At 68.4% G+C, this 17,918-nt stretch carries 15 protein-coding genes, 1 tRNA gene and 4 pseudogenes; 8 read left to right on the top strand and 12 right to left on the bottom strand.

Features of this window, described 5'->3' with window-relative positions; translation table 11 throughout:
- Positions 1-134: 134 nt before the first annotated feature.
- On the bottom strand, positions 135-779 hold the full coding sequence (locus ABZY20_RS13435; protein WP_356441023.1) for a helix-turn-helix domain-containing protein: 645 nt from the start codon (positions 777-779) through the stop codon (positions 135-137).
- Positions 780-1,190: 411 nt separating this feature from the next.
- On the opposite strand from ABZY20_RS13435, the gene ABZY20_RS13440 reads away from it, so the two are divergent.
- The 3 genes from ABZY20_RS13440 to ABZY20_RS13450 all read left to right on the top strand — a co-directional run bounded on the left by ABZY20_RS13440 (position 1,191) and on the right by ABZY20_RS13450 (position 4,591).
- Positions 1,191-2,435 carry a M6 family metalloprotease domain-containing protein gene (locus ABZY20_RS13440; RefSeq protein ID WP_356441700.1) on the top strand — a complete coding sequence of 415 codons (1,245 nt, stop codon included), beginning with the start codon at positions 1,191-1,193 and terminating at the stop codon, positions 2,433-2,435.
- Between the two features lie 389 nt (positions 2,436-2,824).
- Positions 2,825-4,429 carry an IclR family transcriptional regulator C-terminal domain-containing protein gene (locus ABZY20_RS13445; RefSeq protein ID WP_356441702.1) on the top strand — a complete coding sequence of 535 codons (1,605 nt, stop codon included), beginning with the start codon at positions 2,825-2,827 and terminating at the stop codon, positions 4,427-4,429.
- An 89-nt stretch (positions 4,430-4,518) separates the two neighbouring features.
- Positions 4,519-4,591: transfer RNA gene (locus ABZY20_RS13450), tRNA-Arg, on the top strand.
- Positions 4,592-4,672: 81 nt separating this feature from the next.
- Here the strand turns inward: ABZY20_RS13450 and ABZY20_RS13455 are convergent.
- From ABZY20_RS13455 to ABZY20_RS13485, 7 genes and pseudogenes are all read right to left on the bottom strand, one after another.
- Complete coding sequence (locus tag ABZY20_RS13455) at positions 4,673-5,320, bottom strand: site-specific integrase (RefSeq protein ID WP_356441025.1); 648 nt, start codon at positions 5,318-5,320, stop codon at positions 4,673-4,675.
- Positions 5,321-5,510: 190 nt separating this feature from the next.
- A pseudogene (locus tag ABZY20_RS13460) lies at positions 5,511-5,828 on the bottom strand (site-specific integrase); the annotation flags it as partial.
- Positions 5,828-6,040, bottom strand: a complete 213-nt coding sequence (locus ABZY20_RS13465; RefSeq protein WP_356441028.1) for an excisionase family DNA-binding protein — start codon at positions 6,038-6,040, stop codon at positions 5,828-5,830. The pseudogene ABZY20_RS13460 and the gene ABZY20_RS13465, both read right to left, overlap by 1 nt.
- Positions 6,033-7,316, bottom strand: a pseudogene (locus ABZY20_RS13470) (replication initiator). The gene ABZY20_RS13465 and the pseudogene ABZY20_RS13470 overlap by 8 nt, the downstream one beginning before the upstream one ends.
- Positions 7,317-7,474: 158 nt before the next feature.
- A complete protein-coding gene (locus ABZY20_RS13475; protein WP_053670607.1) occupies positions 7,475-7,720 on the bottom strand; it encodes a hypothetical protein in 246 nt (81 codons plus the stop codon).
- Positions 7,721-7,745: 25 nt separating this feature from the next.
- A complete protein-coding gene (locus tag ABZY20_RS13480; protein WP_102910781.1) occupies positions 7,746-7,940 on the bottom strand; it encodes a hypothetical protein in 195 nt (64 codons plus the stop codon).
- 15 nt (positions 7,941-7,955) lie between these two features.
- Positions 7,956-8,027 (bottom strand): annotated as a pseudogene (locus ABZY20_RS13485) (mobile element transfer protein); the annotation flags it as partial.
- Positions 8,028-8,327: 300 nt separating this feature from the next.
- On the opposite strand from ABZY20_RS13485, the gene ABZY20_RS13490 reads away from it, so the two are divergent.
- Together ABZY20_RS13490 and ABZY20_RS13495 are read left to right on the top strand one after the other, a co-directional pair.
- Entirely contained in the window at positions 8,328-10,085 is a 1,758-nt protein-coding gene (locus ABZY20_RS13490) for a DUF262 domain-containing protein (RefSeq protein WP_356441031.1), read from the top strand.
- Positions 10,086-10,959: 874 nt separating this feature from the next.
- Positions 10,960-11,250, top strand: a complete 291-nt coding sequence (locus ABZY20_RS13495; RefSeq protein ID WP_356441034.1) for a hypothetical protein — start codon at positions 10,960-10,962, stop codon at positions 11,248-11,250.
- Positions 11,251-12,010: 760 nt separating this feature from the next.
- Here the strand turns inward: ABZY20_RS13495 and ABZY20_RS13500 are convergent.
- Positions 12,011-12,295: pseudogene (locus ABZY20_RS13500) on the bottom strand (tyrosine-type recombinase/integrase); the annotation flags it as partial.
- Positions 12,296-12,590: 295 nt separating this feature from the next.
- Between ABZY20_RS13500 and ABZY20_RS13505 the strand changes: the two are divergent.
- From ABZY20_RS13505 to ABZY20_RS13515, 3 genes are all read left to right on the top strand, one after another.
- Complete coding sequence (locus ABZY20_RS13505; RefSeq protein ID WP_356441037.1) at positions 12,591-12,998, top strand: DUF5959 family protein; 408 nt, start codon at positions 12,591-12,593, stop codon at positions 12,996-12,998.
- A 399-nt stretch (positions 12,999-13,397) separates the two neighbouring features.
- Entirely contained in the window at positions 13,398-14,129 is a 732-nt protein-coding gene (locus ABZY20_RS13510; protein ID WP_356441040.1) for a hypothetical protein, read from the top strand.
- A 9-nt stretch (positions 14,130-14,138) separates the two neighbouring features.
- Complete coding sequence (locus tag ABZY20_RS13515; RefSeq protein ID WP_356441043.1) at positions 14,139-14,534, top strand: hypothetical protein; 396 nt, start codon at positions 14,139-14,141, stop codon at positions 14,532-14,534.
- Between the two features lie 210 nt (positions 14,535-14,744).
- Here the strand turns inward: ABZY20_RS13515 and ABZY20_RS13520 are convergent, their stop codons facing one another.
- The 3 genes from ABZY20_RS13520 to ABZY20_RS13530 form a co-directional block, all read right to left on the bottom strand.
- A complete protein-coding gene (locus ABZY20_RS13520) occupies positions 14,745-15,602 on the bottom strand; it encodes a cytochrome c oxidase assembly protein (RefSeq protein WP_356441046.1) in 858 nt (285 codons plus the stop codon).
- Complete coding sequence (locus ABZY20_RS13525; RefSeq protein ID WP_356441048.1) at positions 15,602-16,159, bottom strand: DUF2243 domain-containing protein; 558 nt, start codon at positions 16,157-16,159, stop codon at positions 15,602-15,604. The genes ABZY20_RS13520 and ABZY20_RS13525 overlap by 1 nt, the downstream gene beginning before the upstream one ends.
- A gap of 353 nt (positions 16,160-16,512) precedes the next feature.
- Entirely contained in the window at positions 16,513-17,784 is a 1,272-nt protein-coding gene (locus ABZY20_RS13530; protein ID WP_356441704.1) for a ferredoxin reductase family protein, read from the bottom strand.
- Between the last annotated feature and the right edge of the window lie 134 nt (positions 17,785-17,918).

Consider the following 17,918-nt stretch of genomic DNA (forward strand, 5'->3'; position numbering starts at 1 on the left):
GACTGCGGACTGCGGGAGGCAGACAGCGGACTGCGGACAGCCGACTGCGAACTGCAGACAGGCGGAGCGGGCGGAACTAATCGGTCACCGGTCTACGCGGAACCGATCACTCACACGGAACCGGTGCCGGATGTTCAGGGTGTGCGGAGAGCCTCCATGGTCGCGGCCGTACCCGGCAGCACGGACGGGGCCGGAGCCCGCATGCCGTCCAGGAACAGCTGAAGGTGACGGTGGACGAAACGGTCGACGAGGAGACACTCCGTACCGGCCGGGGGCCGGCTGAGCTGGGCGAGGCCGATCATGACGTCGCCGAGTTCGACGTCGTCACGGAGCTGGCCGGCCGCCTTGGCACGGTCCATGATCTCCGCGGCGAGCCGCTCGACGCGGAGACGCGCGGCCTCGAGGTCGGGGTGGTTCCGGTCGAACGTGCTGGAGACCATGGGGCACAGCGCACTGATCCGCTCGTCGACGGCGGTGTGCGCGAAGTGCTCCAGGGCCCCGAAGGCGTCCCCGGACTCGGCGAGCGCCTGCTCGGCCGCACGGACCAGGCGGTCCATGACGGAGCAGACGACCTCGCGCACGAGCGCGTCGCGGTCCGGGAAGTTGCGGTACACCGTGGCGTTGCCGACGCCAGCCCGGCGGGCGACCTCGTCGAGCGGCACCTCGGCGCCGTGCTCCACGAACATCTCCCGGGCGGCGGCGACGATCCGCTCCCGGTTGCGCAGGGCGTCGGCACGGGGCCGGGGCGCCTTGCGCTGTACGGGGTCTGCGGTCTGCACGGTGCACTCCTGGTCTGAGATGGTGCCGCGATCCGGGGAGAGGATCCCCGCTTCGCTCGGACACCTGACTAAACGGGGACTGGGTCCCCGGTATTTCCCACCCTCGGACTTTTTCTTTGTGACCTGAATCACACCGTCACACCCACGCCCGCGCCCACACCCACCGGGAACCCACGACCTACCGGCGAGAAACCCACGATCGGTCTCCTCCAACGGGCGTCCCCTCCCCCCGCGACGCAGGGTGATCGCAAGGGTGCAGCCGGACACCGGGGCTGCCGTGGCGCGGGAGGTCCCTTGCAGGTTCCTTGCATACAGCCACAGCCCCGGCGGCCCAGGTCCGGCGACTCGGGGCCGCCGGGTCACCGCATATCCGGCCATCGGATACCCGGCCACCGGATATCCGGCCGCAGGCTGGCGGCCCTGGCCTGCGTCACCGCCCTGACGTTCACCGTGAGCACCGCAGCCGGCACGGGCCCTCTCGCCCCCGGCGCCGGCACGGCCGGAGCGGGCCCGGCCGCCCTGTCCCACACCTCCGCGCACGAGCCCTGCCTGATCCGCGGCCCCCGCGAGGTCCAGATGTCCGAGGGCATCCCCACCAACGCCGGTTACGCCCGATCCACCGGGACCGTCCGCGCCCTCAACCTGATGATCGACTTCTCGGACGCGCCCGGCGAGGGCCAGGCCCTGGACCGCTACCGGGAGTTCTTCCCGCAGACCCGGGAGTGGTTCCGCACCAGTTCCTACGGCCGCCTCGACTACCGCCCCGAGACCCCCATCCCGGAGTGGCTGCGGATGCCGAGGTCCTTCCGCCAGTACGGCATAGAACGCGGGGCCCCCTTCGACCCCGGCTACCGCACCCTGGTCCAGGACATCGTGACCGTGGCCGACCCCGAGGTGGACTTCCGGGCGTACGACCTGCTGAACGTGCTGGTCACGCCCAACGCCGGCCCTTCCGCCCTGGAGACGGTCCTGTCCGTCACCTTCGCCGGCAACCCCGAGGCCCCGATCGCCGACGGCACCCCGGTCGCCAACGCCTCCTTCGTCTACTCCCGCCAGGACGACGGCTCCGGCTCCTACGACCGCACCGGCTACCGCGTCCTCCCCCACGAGAACGGCCACGTCTTCGGCCTGCCCGACCTGTACACCGCGGAGGGCGGGGGCGCGGTCGGGCACTGGGACATCATGAGCGAGGACTGGGGCGCCAACAACGACTTCCTCGGCTGGCACAAGTGGAAACTGGGCTGGCTGGACGCCTCCCAGGTGCACTGCGCGGCGTCGCGCGGCACGACGGAACACACCCTGACCCCGCTGGCCGAGGCCGGCGGCTCCAAACTCGTCTTCGTCCCCCTGGACACCCGGACCGGCTACGCCGTCGAAGTGCGCACCCGCGGCGGCAACGACGAGGCCGTGTGCCGCCCGGGCGTCCTGGTCTACAAGGTCGACGCCGGAGTGGACACGGGCATGGGCCCGATCAAGGTCCACGACTCCCGCCGCGACAGCGGCGGCTGCACGCGCACGCCGAACGTCCACGCGGAACTGTCGGACGCCCCGTTCACGCCCGGGGAGAGGTTCCGCGATCCCCGCAACGGCGTGGAGATCGAGGTGACGGGGACGGAGGCGGCGGGGGCGCACCGGGTGCGGGTGACGAGGGAGTAGCGGGAGCACCCGCGGAAGCGGGGCGATCCTCCGGATTACGGTAGGCGTGCCGCGACCGCCGTACCGGAGAGCCGATGCCAGCGAAGCCGACGAACGACGTCCCCGACGGGGCTGCCACGCCATCCGAGGGCAGTCCCGCTGCGGCTGGGGGAGGGCCGGCCAAGGCCGGATGGAGGACAGCCGAACGGAGCACAGCCGGACCGACCACAGCCGGACCGAGCACGGCCGAACGGGGCACAGCCGGAGGGAGCACAGCCGGACCGAGCACGGCCGAACGGGGCACAGCCGGAGGGAGCACAGCCGGAGGGAGCACAGCCGGAGGGAGCACAGCCGGAGGAAGGCCCGCAGGAACAGGAGCCCCGGCCCCCGCCGAGGCGGTCACTCCCCTCATCCGAGGAATCGCGGTGCTGCGCGAGCTGACGGAGGCGGGCGGCACGCTGAGCCTGAGCGGCCTGGAACGCTCCACGGGCCTCGCCCGCTCCACGGTCGACCGCATCACGGCCACGCTCGCACGCATGGGCTACGTCCGCGTCGACGGCCGCGACGTCCACCTGGCGCCCCGCCTGATGGAACTGGGCAACGCCTACCTGGCCGCCCTGCGGCTGCCCGCCCTGCTCTCCGCCCGGGCGGACGCCCTGGCCGACGAACTCGACGAGTCGGTCTCCCTGGCGGTGGCCGACCGCGACGGCATCCGCTTCATCCACCAGGCGACTCGCCGCCGCGCGATGTCCCTGAGCTTCCGCATCGGCGACCTGCTGCCCGCCGAACGCACCGCGCCCGGCCCGCTGTTCGCGACGGAGTGGACGGACACCGACTGGCAACGCTGGCGGACCCGCAGAGCGGCGGACCCGCGGGACCTGTCCTTCACGGCCGTACCGCCGCGCACGCACGGAGCGGACGCGCGGTACGACGAGGACTTCGTGCGCCGCGCCCGGGAGGCGTCGGAGAACGGCTGGGCCCTGGACGACCAGCTGATCGAACCGGGCCTGGTGGCGGTGGCGGTACCGGTCCGAGCCCCGTACCCGGCCGCCGGAACAGGCCGGGACCGGGACCGGATCGCGTGCGTGGCGAGCGTGGTCAGCCACACGAGCCGCCACACGGCCCACAGCCTGCGGACCACGCTCCTGCCCCGACTGCGGGCGGCGGTGGCGGAGATGGAGCAGGACCTGCGCCGCACCCCGCCCCCCGAGCCCGGCCCGCGCCCCGCCGACCTGGCGCTCTGGACGGGCGCGTCCAAACTACAGCTCGGCCGGGACTTCATCGAGTCGCTGGCGCGCGGCCTGACGGTCCTCACGGCGTTCGGCGAGAGCAGGCCGGAGCTGACGCTCACGGAGGTGGCCCAGGCAACGGGCCTGGCGAGGGCGACGGCCCGCCGGGCCCTGATCACCTACGCGCACCTGGACCTGGTGACCAGCCCCACCCCGCGCACCTTCACGCTCACGCCCCGGGTCCTCTCCCTGGGCTTCCCGCCCCTGTCCCGCACGTCCCTGCCCGAGATCGCCCAGCCCCACCTGGCGGACCTGACGTCCCGCATCCACGAGTCGACGTCCCTGGCGGTCCTCTCGGACTCGCGCGAGGAGATCCAGTACACGGCGAGGATGGCGACGGGCCGTGTGATGAGCGTGAACATCACAGTGGGCACACGTCTGCCGGCACACGCGACGGCACCGGGCAGAGTCCTCCTCGCGGACGCCCCGCCTCGAACCCCCACGCCGGGTGACCCGCACGCCCTCCTCAAGGACCTCTCCACGATCCGCTCCCAGGGCTACGCACTGCTGGACGAGGAACTGGAAGAAGGCCTCCGCTCCCTGGCGGTCCCCATCCGCGACCGCTCGGGCAGGGTGGTGGCTGCCCTGAACACAGCGATGCACGCCAGCCGCCACACGCTCGACGAGTGCGTGACGGACCTGCTCCCCGCCCTCACCGCGACGGCCACCAAGATCGAACAGGACCTCCACACCGCGGGCCGCTTCACCCACGTCCCCCTGACCTGACCCCACCCCCGCCCGACCCGCATCCGGTACGCTGACGCCTGTGGTCCTCCCAGACCACAGGCACGACGCCCTGCGCGTCCACTGCCGCTGCCTTCGTAGCTCAGGGGATAGAGCACCGCTCTCCTAAAGCGGGTGTCGCAGGTTCGAATCCTGCCGGGGGCACAGCCAGAAGGGCCAGCTCAGGAGGGGTTTCCTCCCAGGCTGGCCCTTAGCCGTTTCAGGCGCCGTGCCACACGCGTGCCACTACGTCCGTTCGGCGTCCTCTCCGGGGGTACCTGAAGCCACTCCCCCGCCGCCCCGGATCATGGCCCCGAGGCGGTCCGCGATGGCTCTGTCCCGGTCGCTGGTCATGTGCTGATAGATCAGCGCGGCTCGGGAGCTACTGTGCCCCATCCGCGTCATCAGCTCCCGTGTGCTGGCCCCGGCCGTCGAGGCCAGCGTGTTGCCCGTGTGCCGCAGGTCGTGAAAGTGCAGCTCGGCCGTGACTCCTGCGGCCTTCCGAGCCTTGACCCAGTCATCCCGGAAATTGCTGCGCCGCAGTTGCCCACCCTGCGGCCCGACGAAGACGTGCCCGTCGCGGCCGGAAGCGGCGAAGTGCTCCAGGTGGCGCGTGACCGCGTCGAGGAGTTCGGCCGGGAAGGAGACGGAGCGCACCCCTGCGGCGGACTTCGGTGCCTTGTCGAAGAGTCGGCCGTCCTGGAGCTCGGCCTGAGCACGGCGCACGGTGACAGTCAGTCCTTCCAGGTCGATGTCCCGGCGCCGCAGGGCCGCCAGCTCCCCGAACCGGAGCGTGGTGAAGGCCGCCAGGAGCACGAGCAGCCGGTAACGCGGCGCGATGGAGTCGGCGATGGCGAAGACCTCCGCCACCGTGAGGACGGGCCGCTCGGGCACGTCGTAGCGGTCCGCACCCTTGATCCGGCACGGGTTGCGCCGAATCAGCTCGTCGTCCAGCTGTGTTCATCAGGGCACGCAGCAGCTGATACGCCTTGACCACCGTCGGCTCACCGACGCCGGCCGCAAGAAGCTTGCCGCGCCAGCCGCGTACCCGGGCCGTCGTCACGTCGGCAACACTCCCAGCCCCGAAGGTCGGCAGGATGTGCAGCCGCATGACCGACTCGTTCCGCTCACGGGTCCGATCGGCCAGATTCCGGTCCCGCAGCCACGCGGTGGCGTACTCCTGGAAGTTCACCGCCCCGGCGTCCGGGTCTGACCACTGCCCACGCGCTACGTCCGACTCGATGTGTGTCAGAGCGACTTGGACCTCAGTCTTGGACGCGTAGGTCTTCTCGGCCGGGCGCAGTTGACCGGTCTCCGGGTCGCGGTATCGGACCTGCCAGCGACCGGACGGAAGCTGCCTGACCGAACCGAAGCTCCGGCGCCTTCCTCTCTTGTTGGCCATCAGGCAGCCCTCCGCAGGGAACCGCGCCGCTCACCGATCGGCTGCACTGTGTTGGCGTCGATGAAGTCTTTGAGCGCGCCTTCGGGGATGCGGACGTGCCGACCAACCTTGACGAACGCGATGCGTCGCTCGGCAACCAGGCGGCGCGGGAAGCGCTCGGTAGTGCCGAGAAGTTCGGCTACCTGCGCGACAGTGAGGTAGCGGTCAGCCACGGGTGGGCTCTCCTTCCGTTCCGGGTGCGGGTTCGAGGGATGCGGCAAGCCAGGCTTCGGCGTCCGAGAGGCCGGTACCGGCGAAGACCCAGTGGGCGAGGACGTACGTGGTGTCGGGCTCGGTGCCGTTGGCTGCTGTGGCTTGGGCGCGGCGCCATTCGGCGCGGGCGTCGCGGAGGGCGCCGAGGGTGGTGGAGTAGCGGCGGGACTTGGTGGAGAAGTGGCCGCGGAAGCCGAGCATGTGGGCCCAGGCGCGCAGGCGGAGGTGTTCGAGGTCCTTGCGGGCGCCGAGGGTCCAGGCGGTGCGGATGAGCCGGCGGGCGTGGTCGCTGATGTCGAGCTGGGCGACTTCGGCGGCGAACTTGAGCGGCCGGTCCAGAGCTCCCGTCGCGGTCTCCGCACCCTTGGTGGCGTACTTGGCGATGTAGGCGGCAACGGCCCGTTCGGTGAGTTCCTGGCCGCCGTTGAAGTCGGCCGAGCGGATGGTGCGTACGTCGAGTTGGCGACCGAAGGTGAAGGTGTGGCTGCGGCCCTCGATGACCGGGCCGTCCACGCGAACCCTGGCAGCGGCAGCGCGGATGGCGTCCGTAAGCAGTTCGGCCGTGGCCCAGGTGGGGGGTGGGGTGTCGCCGCCGCTGGGGCCGTCGATGCGGATGACGGCGTGGAAGTGGACCGCGCCGCGCTTCTGGTACTCGGCGACCTTGGCGAAGGACACGCGGGCGTGCTCGCGGAAGCGCCGCTGGGACAGGCCGGCGCGCTTGGCGACCTCTCGGCGCAGGTAGGTGGAGAAGCGCCGCCAGAGTGGACCGGCGTGGGCGTTCCAGAGCACGGCGGCTTCGTAGTCGTAGGTGTCCGGGTCGATCGGGGAGCCGAGTACGTCGTCGTCCTGGTCGTGATGGGTGCCGCAGCGGCAGGGACGCCCGCTGGAGGGGCGGTTGTGGACCGGGCCGAAGCTCGGCGCGGTGAAGGTGGCGAACACGCGCGGGTGCGCGGCGACGTGTTCGGGGATGCCCTTGCCGCCACGCAGGCCGGAGGTGATCAGGTGGGAGGTGTTGCGGCGGTAGACCTCGGCGCAGGCGGCGCAGCGGGTCGTGCGGCGGTTGTTGCAGCGGACGAGGAGCTGCCCGGCCGGGAGGCTGGACGAATCGAGGTGGTGGAGGACGTTGCCGATCTCCCCGTTGCCGGTGTCGACGTCGTACTCGGTGCGGTGGCCGTCGAGGCGGATCGGGTTGGTGCAGCCGCCGAGTCCGGAGAGCTAGCGGAGGATACCCGGCAGCGTGCCCTGGGCGGCCAGATTCGCGAGTTCCGGAAGTGGGGCCGGAGTAGTGCGGGTGAAGATGGCGATTCCCCTTCTGACTGGCTCGGTCGGGAGGAGCAGGCGCCGGGGCGGCGAGATGCTTGGTCGTGTGCCGCCGCCCCGGAGGCCAGCGCGGTTCAGCGGCGGTGGTGGTCGCGGAGCATGGAGCGCAGGACGACGGCGGCAACGGCTACGGAAATGGCCGTGACGGCGACGGCCGCCAGGAGCGCGGTGAGGACGACCCCGCCGACGACCAGGGCCACGACGGTCTTCTGATCGATGGAGACCGACGGGAGCGAGCGCCGTACGGGTGCCGGCTCGGTCGGGGTGTGAGTGTGCGCGGGCGGCGGGGTCGGGCTGTCGGGGTACTTCGGGAGGAACACGGGCCAGCTCTCCTTATCTACTCGTCTAGGCGTGTGAGCCGTTGATGACGGTCACGCCGGAACGTGTGCCGGACTCGATGGCGGGTGCGAGGAAGGTGCGGGAGAGCCAGAAGCCGAAGAGGGCGATCAGGACGACGATCCAGACACGGACGCCGAGGAACCTGACTGCTCCCCAGGCGAAGAAGCCGAGGACGACGACAAGCGGAAGGCTGACGGTCACGGGTCGGGAATCCCTTCAGCGCACGGGGCAGCGGTGGGTGCGGGCGGCCAGCTCGGCGGCGGCGCGGCTGTCGTAGTCGGCGGAGAAGCTTCTCTACTGGTTCAAGGCGGCTCGCTCCGCTCACCGCGCGCGGCCCGACCCCCGGCCGGGCCTGCGCTCTTGCCTACGTCCCGCTCCAGCCCGGCCGGCGCCCGTGCCGCGCGCACAGCGATCAGCCGCCGGATGCCCGGAGAAGAGGTAAGCCGTGGCCGAGGCGATCGAATCACACAAATTCCGACAAGATCCAACTCTCGCCTCTTGGTCGATCTGCAGTAGGTAGATGTTGCACCTGACGCGTCATCAGACATGATCGACAGGAGGCTCATAATGTCCATTACACCCCGAGGGATGTCGATCCAAGAAGCCTACAGCCTGTATCGAAGCGAAAAGCTTATTGTGAATCGCAACTATCAAAGGAAACTCGTTTGGGGGGTAGACGAAAAAGTCCATTTGATTGACAGCATCCTAAAAGGGTTCCCAATCCCACTGTTCCTCTTTGCCGAAACAGTGGACGGCGACTTTGAAATCATTGATGGAATGCAGAGACTGGATGCCATCTTTGGATACATTGAACACAAATACGCCATTCCAGTCGACGATGCAAAGCAATTCTTCGACCTCAAGGAATTCTCGCGAGCGCGCCAATTCGCAGAGGCTGGAGCATTTAAAGCCGAACCTGGAAAGCCTGATCTTCTTCCAGCAAGCAAGTGTGCAGACTTGCTTGACTATCAGCTAGCCGTGACCATCTTCGATTCGAAAGAGGAAACGCAAGTCACCGAAGTCTTCCGGCGCATCAACTCAGGAGGCCGCCAACTCAGTGCGCAGGAGAAACGCCAGGCAGGTGTCGTCAGCGATTTCGTTCGGATGGTCAGGAGGCTTGCTTCCGACTTTAGATACGACGGCTCACCCGACGTACTCCCGCTCACCAAGATGCCGGTTGTCTCAATTGATTCCGCACGCGAAAGACTGGGATATGGGATCGCAGCAGAAGAGACTTTTTGGTGCAGTCTGGGAGTTCTGAACCCGCGCCAGCTGCAGCAAAGTGAAGATGAGCAGCTTCTAGCGGATATTTGCATTTCAGTCGTCAGGGGCAATACGTTTAGCGTTAGCTCCGATGTGCTCGATAAATACTTCGACCCAACTACCCCTGAAAGCTACTCGCTTGCCATTGACCTGAACGCTTATGGAACTGATACTCTAGCTAGCGCTGTAAAGGATGTGCTTGGTGCCATGAAAACCATGGTGGAGTCCGAGCGGCCGGGCGTTAGCGGCGCTTTCAGATCGCACGTCAGCACTAGCAGCTTCACTTCCGCCAAAACGCCCTTCTATGCAATATTTATGGCGTTCTATGATCTCATGATCAGGCAACAGAAGCAGCTCGCAGACCCTAAAGCGGCATTCGCTGCTATTCGCAAGGTGTCTGCTAAGTTGACCCCCAGCAGAAATACAACGACCGAGCAGCAGCGCCAGGAGAACATTGATATTGTTCGCGGCCTCCTAGAGAAGCACTTCGCCAGTGCACCGCAACCAGCACTCACTCACGGTCCCGCCATGGAGATCGAGTTTCCTAACATCATTAGGCGGGCACCAATAGAGAGTGCACGCTACGAATTCAAACAGGGGCTAGTTTCGCTAAACGACAAGCGAGAAATCAATCAGAGGTTTCTCGAGAAGCTGCCAAAAATAATCTCAGCCATCGCGAATGTAGGACCCGAAGCGGATGGATACATCGTATTCGGTGTAGCGGATACCGACAAGGACGCAGAACGAGTTGAACAGCTCGATTCCGTCGTGGCTCTCCGTATGGGACGACAACTTCTCGTCGGCGTGGACCGGGAATGCCGAGTTCTAGGAATCCAGCTTAGCGATTACACGCGGAAAATCTTGGGAGCCATTCAGGGTTCTCCTATAAGTGAGCCGCTAAAGAGTGCTGTCCTGGCGAACGTGGACACCGTCACTTACTCTGGGCGATCATACGTGATCATCAGAATTCCCACCCAGTCAGAGCTATCCAGCTTCGATGAGGAGTACTACGTGCGCGATGGCGAGGATCTTCGCAAAATGAAAACCAATGAGGCGCTTGCCGCGTCGAAGCGCTTCAAGTAGTCAGACGGACAAGGGTTGCCTTGAGAGCGTGTCTGAACTGTGCCGGTATAGCGAGAAGCCACGGAGGTTAACGGGGCCAATTCAACTGCGCACCGAGGCTCCGTGGCCGACAGCCGTGCGATACGAACCGCTGTGCACTCAAGCCGAGGACCAAAGCGCAATCATCACGGGCCGGCCGTCAGGCTTGCTGTGTTGGATGGCACCAGCAGCGTGGCTGTGGGCCGGTGGGGGGTGCAGCGAGGCACACGCGCGCCTGACCGGTCGGCGCACCCGCCATTGTGGCTGACTGTCGTCGGCTGAGGCTCAGACACCCGGGGCCCAGCTCCCCAAGGGGCCGTTCGATGCACAGAGCCCGTGCCATTCGCTTGCCAGATCCTGCGGGGGCACCACGGGGAACAGCAGGACCTCGACCCGGATGCGACCAAGACCCCAACGTCGCTCCGTCGGAGGTCAGCCCATCAACCGCCGTTATAGGACTCAAGCTTCCAGAGGTGATGTCCTGCTCCGTGCCTGCCGTCGGCTCGATGGCGACCACATCATCAGGGGCCACTGTTCGTCCTGCGAACCGTAGGACACAGCGTCAGATCCTCCCGAAAGGCCGAGAGTCAGTGCGTGCTTCATTCATGGGGTGAAGTCGCGCCCACGGGCAGCACGAGAGGCTTCCACTCGTCACACAATGCCGTATCTTCCGGGCATGTCTTGCGCTGCCGGGATTCTCTACGGTGTATCAGCGGTCCTCGAAGCGGGTGGCATCGGACTGACAGTTTTCGATGTCAGGCGGGCCCAACTACGCCTCAACAGGTATCTCTCCCAGCCGCTCAGGGTCTACAGTTCGGATATTGGCGCCGCGAGTGAGGCTTTCCATGCCCACCCCATGACGAGCGAAGCAAGAACGCTTGAGCAGCGCGTGCAAGAGTTGGATGCGTGGAGGCGCACTCTGCTCACAGACCTCGACCAGCGGGACGAGAGGCTCCGCACTCGCATCGAGACGTCATTTCAGGGTGACCTCACAGCCACGCGGCAATCGCTACGAGATCAACTTGATGGCCTGCGCGAGTATGTCGCCGGGGCCAAGCAATCATTCTGGGGGATGTACCGCGGCCCCATCGCGCTGTTCGTCGGTGTCCTTGTCGGCACCGTAGCGAACTTCGTCGCTCTGGGGTAGCGCCTACTGCGCTGCGCGGCCACGTGGGAGCCGTCTCAGTTTCCGTCTCATCAGCCGCGTTCACGGTCGTTCAGGCGAGACCCTTAACCGCCCGAGCACCGACAGCCAGCTGCCCATGAACGCAGGTGAACACCCCTGTACACCGCCCAGCACCCCACCACCACAGTTGGAAAGCGTGCGCCCCCGAGCAACCTCCCTGGCCCGCCGTGCACCGCTGCGCGGAGCAGTGCGCCTCCCAAAGAGCACATGTGCCCGGCAATCCTGCACTGGTCCGCACAACGGTCGAGACCGGGGGTGGGAGACGTGGCTCGTACGCAGTCCAGGTGTGGCGCGCTCACGGAGAAGGGCACTCGGTGCCGGCGCCTGGCGATGGTCGGTGCGTCGCGATGCAACTTGCACCGTGGCGAGTGGTCGTCGTACACCATCGAGAAGCGCAAGGAAGCCGAACGCAAGGCGAAGGCGCGCAAGCGTCGTAAGTGACCCCAGCCTGTGTGAGGTGACATCCATGGCTGACATCAACGACAGCGGACAGCAGCGGCGCGGCGCGGTCTGACACGGCCACGGCCGCCCCGCGCAGCACGGGGGAACAGCCGGTCAGGCCGAACTCCTAAAGCGGGTGTCGCAGGTTCGAATCCTGCCGGGGGCACAGACTTAAGGGCCAGCTCAGGAGGGGTTTCCTCCCAGGCTGGCCCTTCGTCGTGTTCGAGGCCGTGCCACACGCGTGCCACCAGAGTCCACATCCCCTAGCCGGAGGCCCCTCCCCGCCGTCGCGGATCATGGCCCCGAGCCGATCGGCGATGGCCCGGTCCCGGTCGCTGGTCATGTGCTGGTAGATCAGCGCGGCCCGGGAACTGCTGTGCCCCGTCCTCGTCATCAGCTCCCGCGTGCTGGCGCCGGCCGTCGAGGCCAGCGTATTGCCCGTGTGCCGCAGATTGTGGAAATGAAGCTCAGCAATGACGCCCGCAGCTTTCCGGGTCTTGACCCAGTCGTCCCGGAAGTTGCTCCGCCGCAGTTGCCCACCCGGCGGCCCGACAAAGACGTGCCCGCACCGCACGCAGACCGAGGAGTTGGGCCGTCCGTAGGCCGTCCGAGGCCGCTCGGCAGTGGCCGATGACGACCGACGACGACCACCAGGCGCACGAGCTCACCGCTCCTGAGCAGCGAAAACCCAGGTCGCCAAGATACCCGGCAAGACCCAGGGCAAGAAGACAGGTCTCGAGTCCCCTATTGAGACGGTGAGCGCAGCAGGCAGCGTCAGTGGTGCCGCTTAGGGTGCGTGGCATCAGAACTGGACCGAATACCCAGGGGTGGGACATGAAGGAGACCAGCGGTTCGCACTGATGCGAATCACCGGTAAGTACGGCGGCAGTGTCGTGGTCGAGTTGAACGACTCCTATGCCCCGGGCATCCCGGACGTGACGGGGCAGCTCCTGGTCCACAACGATTTCGTGGCCGGTGTCCTCGACACCTATGTGGATCCAGGAGACTTGGCCGGCTGGGCACATGTATTGGACGAGGTCGCCGCGGGACACGACGCCGTCTGGCGTGAGGCTGCGCGAGTCGCCGAGATCGGTATCCGCCTGAACTGGCGGGAGGACGACCACGATGGGATCACGGTCACCATCGCAGACCAGCAGACCACCAGGCTGGCCCTCTCCCTCGAAGTGGACCGCGGCTGGATCGACGAGCAGTGTGCCCTGCTCAAGAGGCTCGGCACCATCTGGGCGCATCTGATCCCGGCGGACTGAGGAGCTTCAGGGGCAGCCCCTCGAAAAGCACCTACCAGTGGCCCGCTCCGGCTCCAAACGGGCAGCCCACCGCGGTCTCATCCCTGTGCTGACGTCTTCTCCTGCGCTGCCCAGGCATCGGCCCAGCATCGACAGGTTTCCTCCTCACAGCCAGGCCATCACCTGCACCCGAGACCGACCGGGGCCACGCCGAAACCGCAGATGCGTGTTGTCCGAGCGCCGTTGCCGCCGCGGGGTACGCCCACGCTTCAGCCGCGGTGTGCATGCCCCTGCGGAGCGACAAGCTCTGGTCTTGCTCAAGATCCTTCACCGCGGCTTCACCGAGGTCATATGTTCATTTCGACCACAGAGGCGGACCAACGCCTCATATAAGTGAACATGAAACACGGGGAATCTCGTATGACCACCAGTACCAGGCCGCGCAGCGTGTGCCGCCGTACCAGCGCCATGATCGTCGCTGCCCTGACCGCCGGTGCGCTCTTCGCCACTGCCACAGGTGCCCATGCCTCGGAGCCGATATCGCGGACCAGTGTCAGCGGCACTCCGGTCGTGGACGACTCGGGTCTCACGCCCGCGGAGCAGGAGCAGGGCGCCGTACTCGCGCAGGGTGTGGCCGAACTCGGGGTGACCGAAGAGCAGTTCGCTGCCGCGCTGGACATAGCCCTGACCCGACCCGCCCCGGAGGCGGACGTCTTGCGGGCACGCCTGGCCGCACTGCCCGCCGCACCGAGCGCGCAGCAGTTGGTTCAGGCCGCCTATCCCGGCGATGCGGAGGCTCAGGCCGCGCTGCTGCCCGTTTTCGCCTACGCGGAGGTGCGTGCCTCCGCCCTCGCCCAGCTCACCGGTGGCGGCACGGGAAGCCGTACGGTCACCGCCTTCGGGTTGTGGGACAAGACGAAGTTCGTCGTCAAGTGCGGTGCCGCCGTCGCGGCCGTCCTGATCAGCTTCGCGCCGGCCGGATCCAGCATCAAGGTCGCCCGCGCGGTCGCGCTGTTCAAGAGGTACGGCGCGAAGAAGACCGCCAACATCATCTGGCGCTTCGTGAACGGCAAGCATGTCGGTTCCAAGGAGCGCGAGGCCGTCAAGGCGTTCATCGGCATTTCCGCCATCTCCCAGGCCTGCAGCAAGTGAGGTGATGTCATGACGATCGAGCACGTTGCGGTGATCGCCCTCGTCGTCGAGGTGGCGATCATGATCCTGGCGCGGTTCGGCACCGAGCGCCGTCACTGGCGCCACCACAAAGGGCGCGGTCCCGCTCCGCTGAAGAGGGACGACATCACGCTCGTGTCGGGGGTCCTGTACGCGCTCGCCGCTGCCGCGGTGGTGGTCGGTGCACTGACAGCACAGGTCGAGTGGACTCTGTCCGCGATCGGTACGTTCGCGCTGTTCGGCATCCTGCTGCCCGCGTTCGCCGCCAACTCCGTCATGGTGCTGGCGACGCGGGGCCGTCCCGAGACGGTCACCTGGTGGCAGCGCGGACTCGCCTGCGCGGTCGCCGCGGGTGGTGGCCTGGTGTCGGTCGGCCTCATCGGCTGAAGGGGTACGGCGACGTCCGCCGCGAGACCGGGAGCCGTCTGTGTGACGGCGGTCTGACCGGGATGACGGCGCGCAGAAAGCGTTGGTCATGCATCACGGCGTTCAGTTCCGCGGAGGGCGGACCACCGGCGGGCACCCTGCCCCGTGACGCGAAGCAGGCGGTCAGGGGCCCCGGAGCATTCCGGGGCCCCTGTGCTGATGGCCCGCCGCTCACACCCCCGCCGCCCCCGCCGCCCCCGCCGCCCTCGTCGCCCCCGGCACGGACCGGCCCGGGCGAGCCGGGTGAGTGCGGCGGTCGGGTCGCCAGGTGGCGATCAGGGCCGCCGCCAGGAGGAGTTCGGCGATGTCGCCGCCGTAGTACATGATCTCCGCGCCGCCTTGGACCTCCGGTACGGGGGCGTGGACGTGCACCCAGAAGCCGCCGTACATCAGCTGGGAGATCACCGCGTGCCCGGCGATGGCCGCGCCCAGCCAGACCAGCCGGGCGCGGACGCCGGGGCGGGCCGGGGCGGGGTCCGGGCCGGCGATGGCGTGGGCGAACAGGCAGCCCGACAGGAGGAAGTGCAGGTGCAGGAGCCAGTGACCTGCCGGGTGGGCCGTCGCGGTGTCGTGGAGCGGGGTGAAGTAGAGGACCGCGAGGCTGCCCGTGGACAGCAGCAGGGCGACGGCGGGGTGCGTCAGCATGCGGGCCGGGCGGCTGTGCAGGACCGCGGTGAGACGGCGGGCGTGAGGGGCGGGCAGCACGCGGAGCAGGAGCGTGACGGGCGCGCCGAGGACCAGGGCCAGCGGGGCGTACATGCCGATCAGCAGGTGCTGGACCATGTGCCCGCGGAAGTCGGCGTGCGCGAAGGGAGCGACCGGGGGCAGGAGCGCCACGGCCAGCAGGGCCAGCCCGGTGAGGAAGCCCGCCGTGCGCCAAGGGCTCCAGCCACGGGCCGGGTTGCGGCGCCGCGCTCGGTGGGCCAGGGCGAGGTACGTGGTGGCGGACAGCAGTACTCCCAGCACCGCCAGTGCCGCCGGTACGTCGTCAGGTGAGGGGCCGCCGGGGGCGGGGTGCTCGTGGTGCATCAGGCGATCCGGGGGGCACGGCCCGCCGGGGTCTCGGGTGCGGTGGGCCCGCCGCCGCGCTGGAGCAGCCAGCCGCCGGTCACCAGCAGGGCGCCCAGCAGCAGGAAGCCCAGATCCCACCAGATCTGGTGGTCACCGGCGTAGACGTGGTGGATGCCCAGGATGTGGTGGTCCAGGATGCCTTCGACGAGGTTGAACAGACCCCAGCCGACCAGGATCCAGCCCCACAGCACCCGGGAGGTCCAGACGCGGCGACGGTGGTGGGTGACCCGGGAGTAGAGGATCGCGAGTCCCGTGAGGACGGCGAGCCAGCACACGGTGTGGAACACGCCGTCCCAGACGGTGTTCATCTCCAGCCCCGACACGGTGTCCGGGTCGTAGTACTTCACGCCGATGCGGTCGGCGTTGGTGCTGGTGAGCATGTGGTGCCACTGCAGGAGCTGGTGCAGGAGGATGCCGTCGAGGAATCCGCCGAGTCCCACTCCCAGCACGATCCCCGGCAACTGGAGTCCGGCGGGGGCCGTACCCGCCCCGGCCTCGCTCGCGGTGGTGTCCATGGCCCTGTCTCCGTCCCGTCAGCACCGGTCGGTGGTCGTGTCCTTCGGCTCTGGGAGTTCCCGCCGAGGAGACCGTAATCAGGTGGGGCACAGTCCGTTTCCTGTCACGGTCTATCAGCTCGCGGGGGCCACCGCAGCCGCACCTTCGGCCGTTTCGCGGCGCCGGCTCCGGTGCCGCCGGCTCCGGTGCCGCCGGCCCGGTACTGCCCGCTCACCGGCGCCGACGCCAAGGTTCGACCCGTCGGGCCCAGGGGCGACCGTCGACCCCTCGCCGCCTCCCGCCGACGAACGACGCACGACGCACGACGCACGACGCACGAGCGGCCTCCCCCGATCCCGTGCCGAGCCGCCGGTCAGGCCAGACCGAACCTCTCGGCGTGCACCTGCCGTGCGGGGACCTGGAGGTCCTTCAGGCCGGAGAGGACGGCCGTCGTCATGGCGGGCGGGCCGCAGACGTACACGTCGCGTTCGACGATGTCCGGAACCAGCTGCCGCAGGCTGCTCGGGCCGAACGGCGGGGCGCCCTCGCCGGTCCTGCCGGTGAGCAGGTGCAGTCGTCCGCCCCGCAGCACGACCAGGTCGCGCACCTCGTCCAGCAGCACGGCGTCGGCCTCGCTGCGCACCCGGTACAGCACGACGACGTCACCGACCGCCCGCTCCTCCAGCATGGCCCGCACGGGCGTGATCCCCACGCCGCCGGCGATCAGGAGGGCGCCCGGCCGGGTCCGGTGCAGCGAGGTGAACGCCCCGTACGGACCCTCGACGAAGGCACGGCTGCCGACCGGGACGTTCCGCAGGCCGGCGCTGGTGCTGCCCGCCGCCCTCGCGGTGAGGCGCAGCCCTCGCCCGTCCGGCGCCGCCGACAGGGAGAAGGGGTTGGCCGTCCACCAGTGGTGGTGTCCGGGGAAGCGCCAGATGCAGAACTGGCCGGCGCGGGCGGGGAAGCTGCCGAGGTGGCGGCCCGTGATGTACACGGAGACCACGTCGTCCGACTCCGGCACCACGGCCGCGACACGGAATCGGTGGTAGGCGTTCCGCCACAGCGGCAGGACCACGCGCCCCGTCAGCAGGGCGCCGAAGGCGAACAGCCAGAGGATCCACCAGTAGGCCGTGGCGAACGCGGAGGACGTGAACGTCGTGGTCTCCTGCAGCTGATGGACGAACGACAGTCCCAGGGCCACGTAGAGCAGCAGGTGCGCACCGTGCCAGACCTCGTAGCGGAGCCGTCGGCGCAGGGGGCGGGTGGAGAGCACGGCGACCACGAGGATGACGGCGGCGGCCAGGATGCCCAGCAGGGACGCCGGGACTCCGCTCAGGGCGAGGAACGTCCTGCCCATGGGCGCGTCGTCGAGGGTCGCGTAGCCGAGGACCACGAGCGTGGCGTGGGTGAGGACGGTCCACAGCAGGGCGAAGCCGACCCAGCGGTGCCACGCCGTGAGCCGGTCCATCCCGATGCGTCGGTCCAGCCACGGCAGCCGGGCCACCAGGAGCAGTTGGAAGAGCATCACCAGGGCGGCGTGCAGTCCGAAGAACTTGGCGACCGTGAGCACCTCGTTCTTGCCCGAACCGGCGCTGAGGAACAGCGCCTCGACGATCACCAGGTTGACGGCGACGCAGGTCCACATCGCCCAGCGCGCCGCATCCACCGGACGTACGCCCCCACCGCGCACCGTTTCGTTCGCCGCCACCATCGTCGCCTCACATCCCCCCGCGGCCCCGTTCCCCAGTCCTCGCGACCCGTGTGAACGGGCCCCGCGAG

Source organism: Streptomyces sp. NPDC006624, from assembly GCF_040611555.1.
GTDB lineage: Bacteria > Actinomycetota > Actinomycetes > Streptomycetales > Streptomycetaceae > Streptomyces.

Coding starts and splice junctions, on each gene's coding strand:
- ABZY20_RS13515 (WP_356441043.1), top strand. CDS start 14,139: ATGACGATCGAGCACGTTGCGGTGATCGCCCTCGTCGTCGAGGTGGCG.
- ABZY20_RS13505 (WP_356441037.1), top strand. CDS start 12,591: ATGCGAATCACCGGTAAGTACGGCGGCAGTGTCGTGGTCGAGTTGAAC.
- ABZY20_RS13510 (WP_356441040.1), top strand. CDS start 13,398: ATGACCACCAGTACCAGGCCGCGCAGCGTGTGCCGCCGTACCAGCGCC.
- ABZY20_RS13495 (WP_356441034.1), top strand. CDS start 10,960: ATGACGAGCGAAGCAAGAACGCTTGAGCAGCGCGTGCAAGAGTTGGAT.
- ABZY20_RS13490 (WP_356441031.1), top strand. CDS start 8,328: ATGTCGATCCAAGAAGCCTACAGCCTGTATCGAAGCGAAAAGCTTATT.
- ABZY20_RS13530 (WP_356441704.1), bottom strand. CDS start 17,784: ATGTGGACCTGCGTCGCCGTCAACCTGGTGATCGTCGAGGCGCTGTTC.
- ABZY20_RS13520 (WP_356441046.1), bottom strand. CDS start 15,602: ATGCACCACGAGCACCCCGCCCCCGGCGGCCCCTCACCTGACGACGTA.
- ABZY20_RS13525 (WP_356441048.1), bottom strand. CDS start 16,159: ATGGACACCACCGCGAGCGAGGCCGGGGCGGGTACGGCCCCCGCCGGA.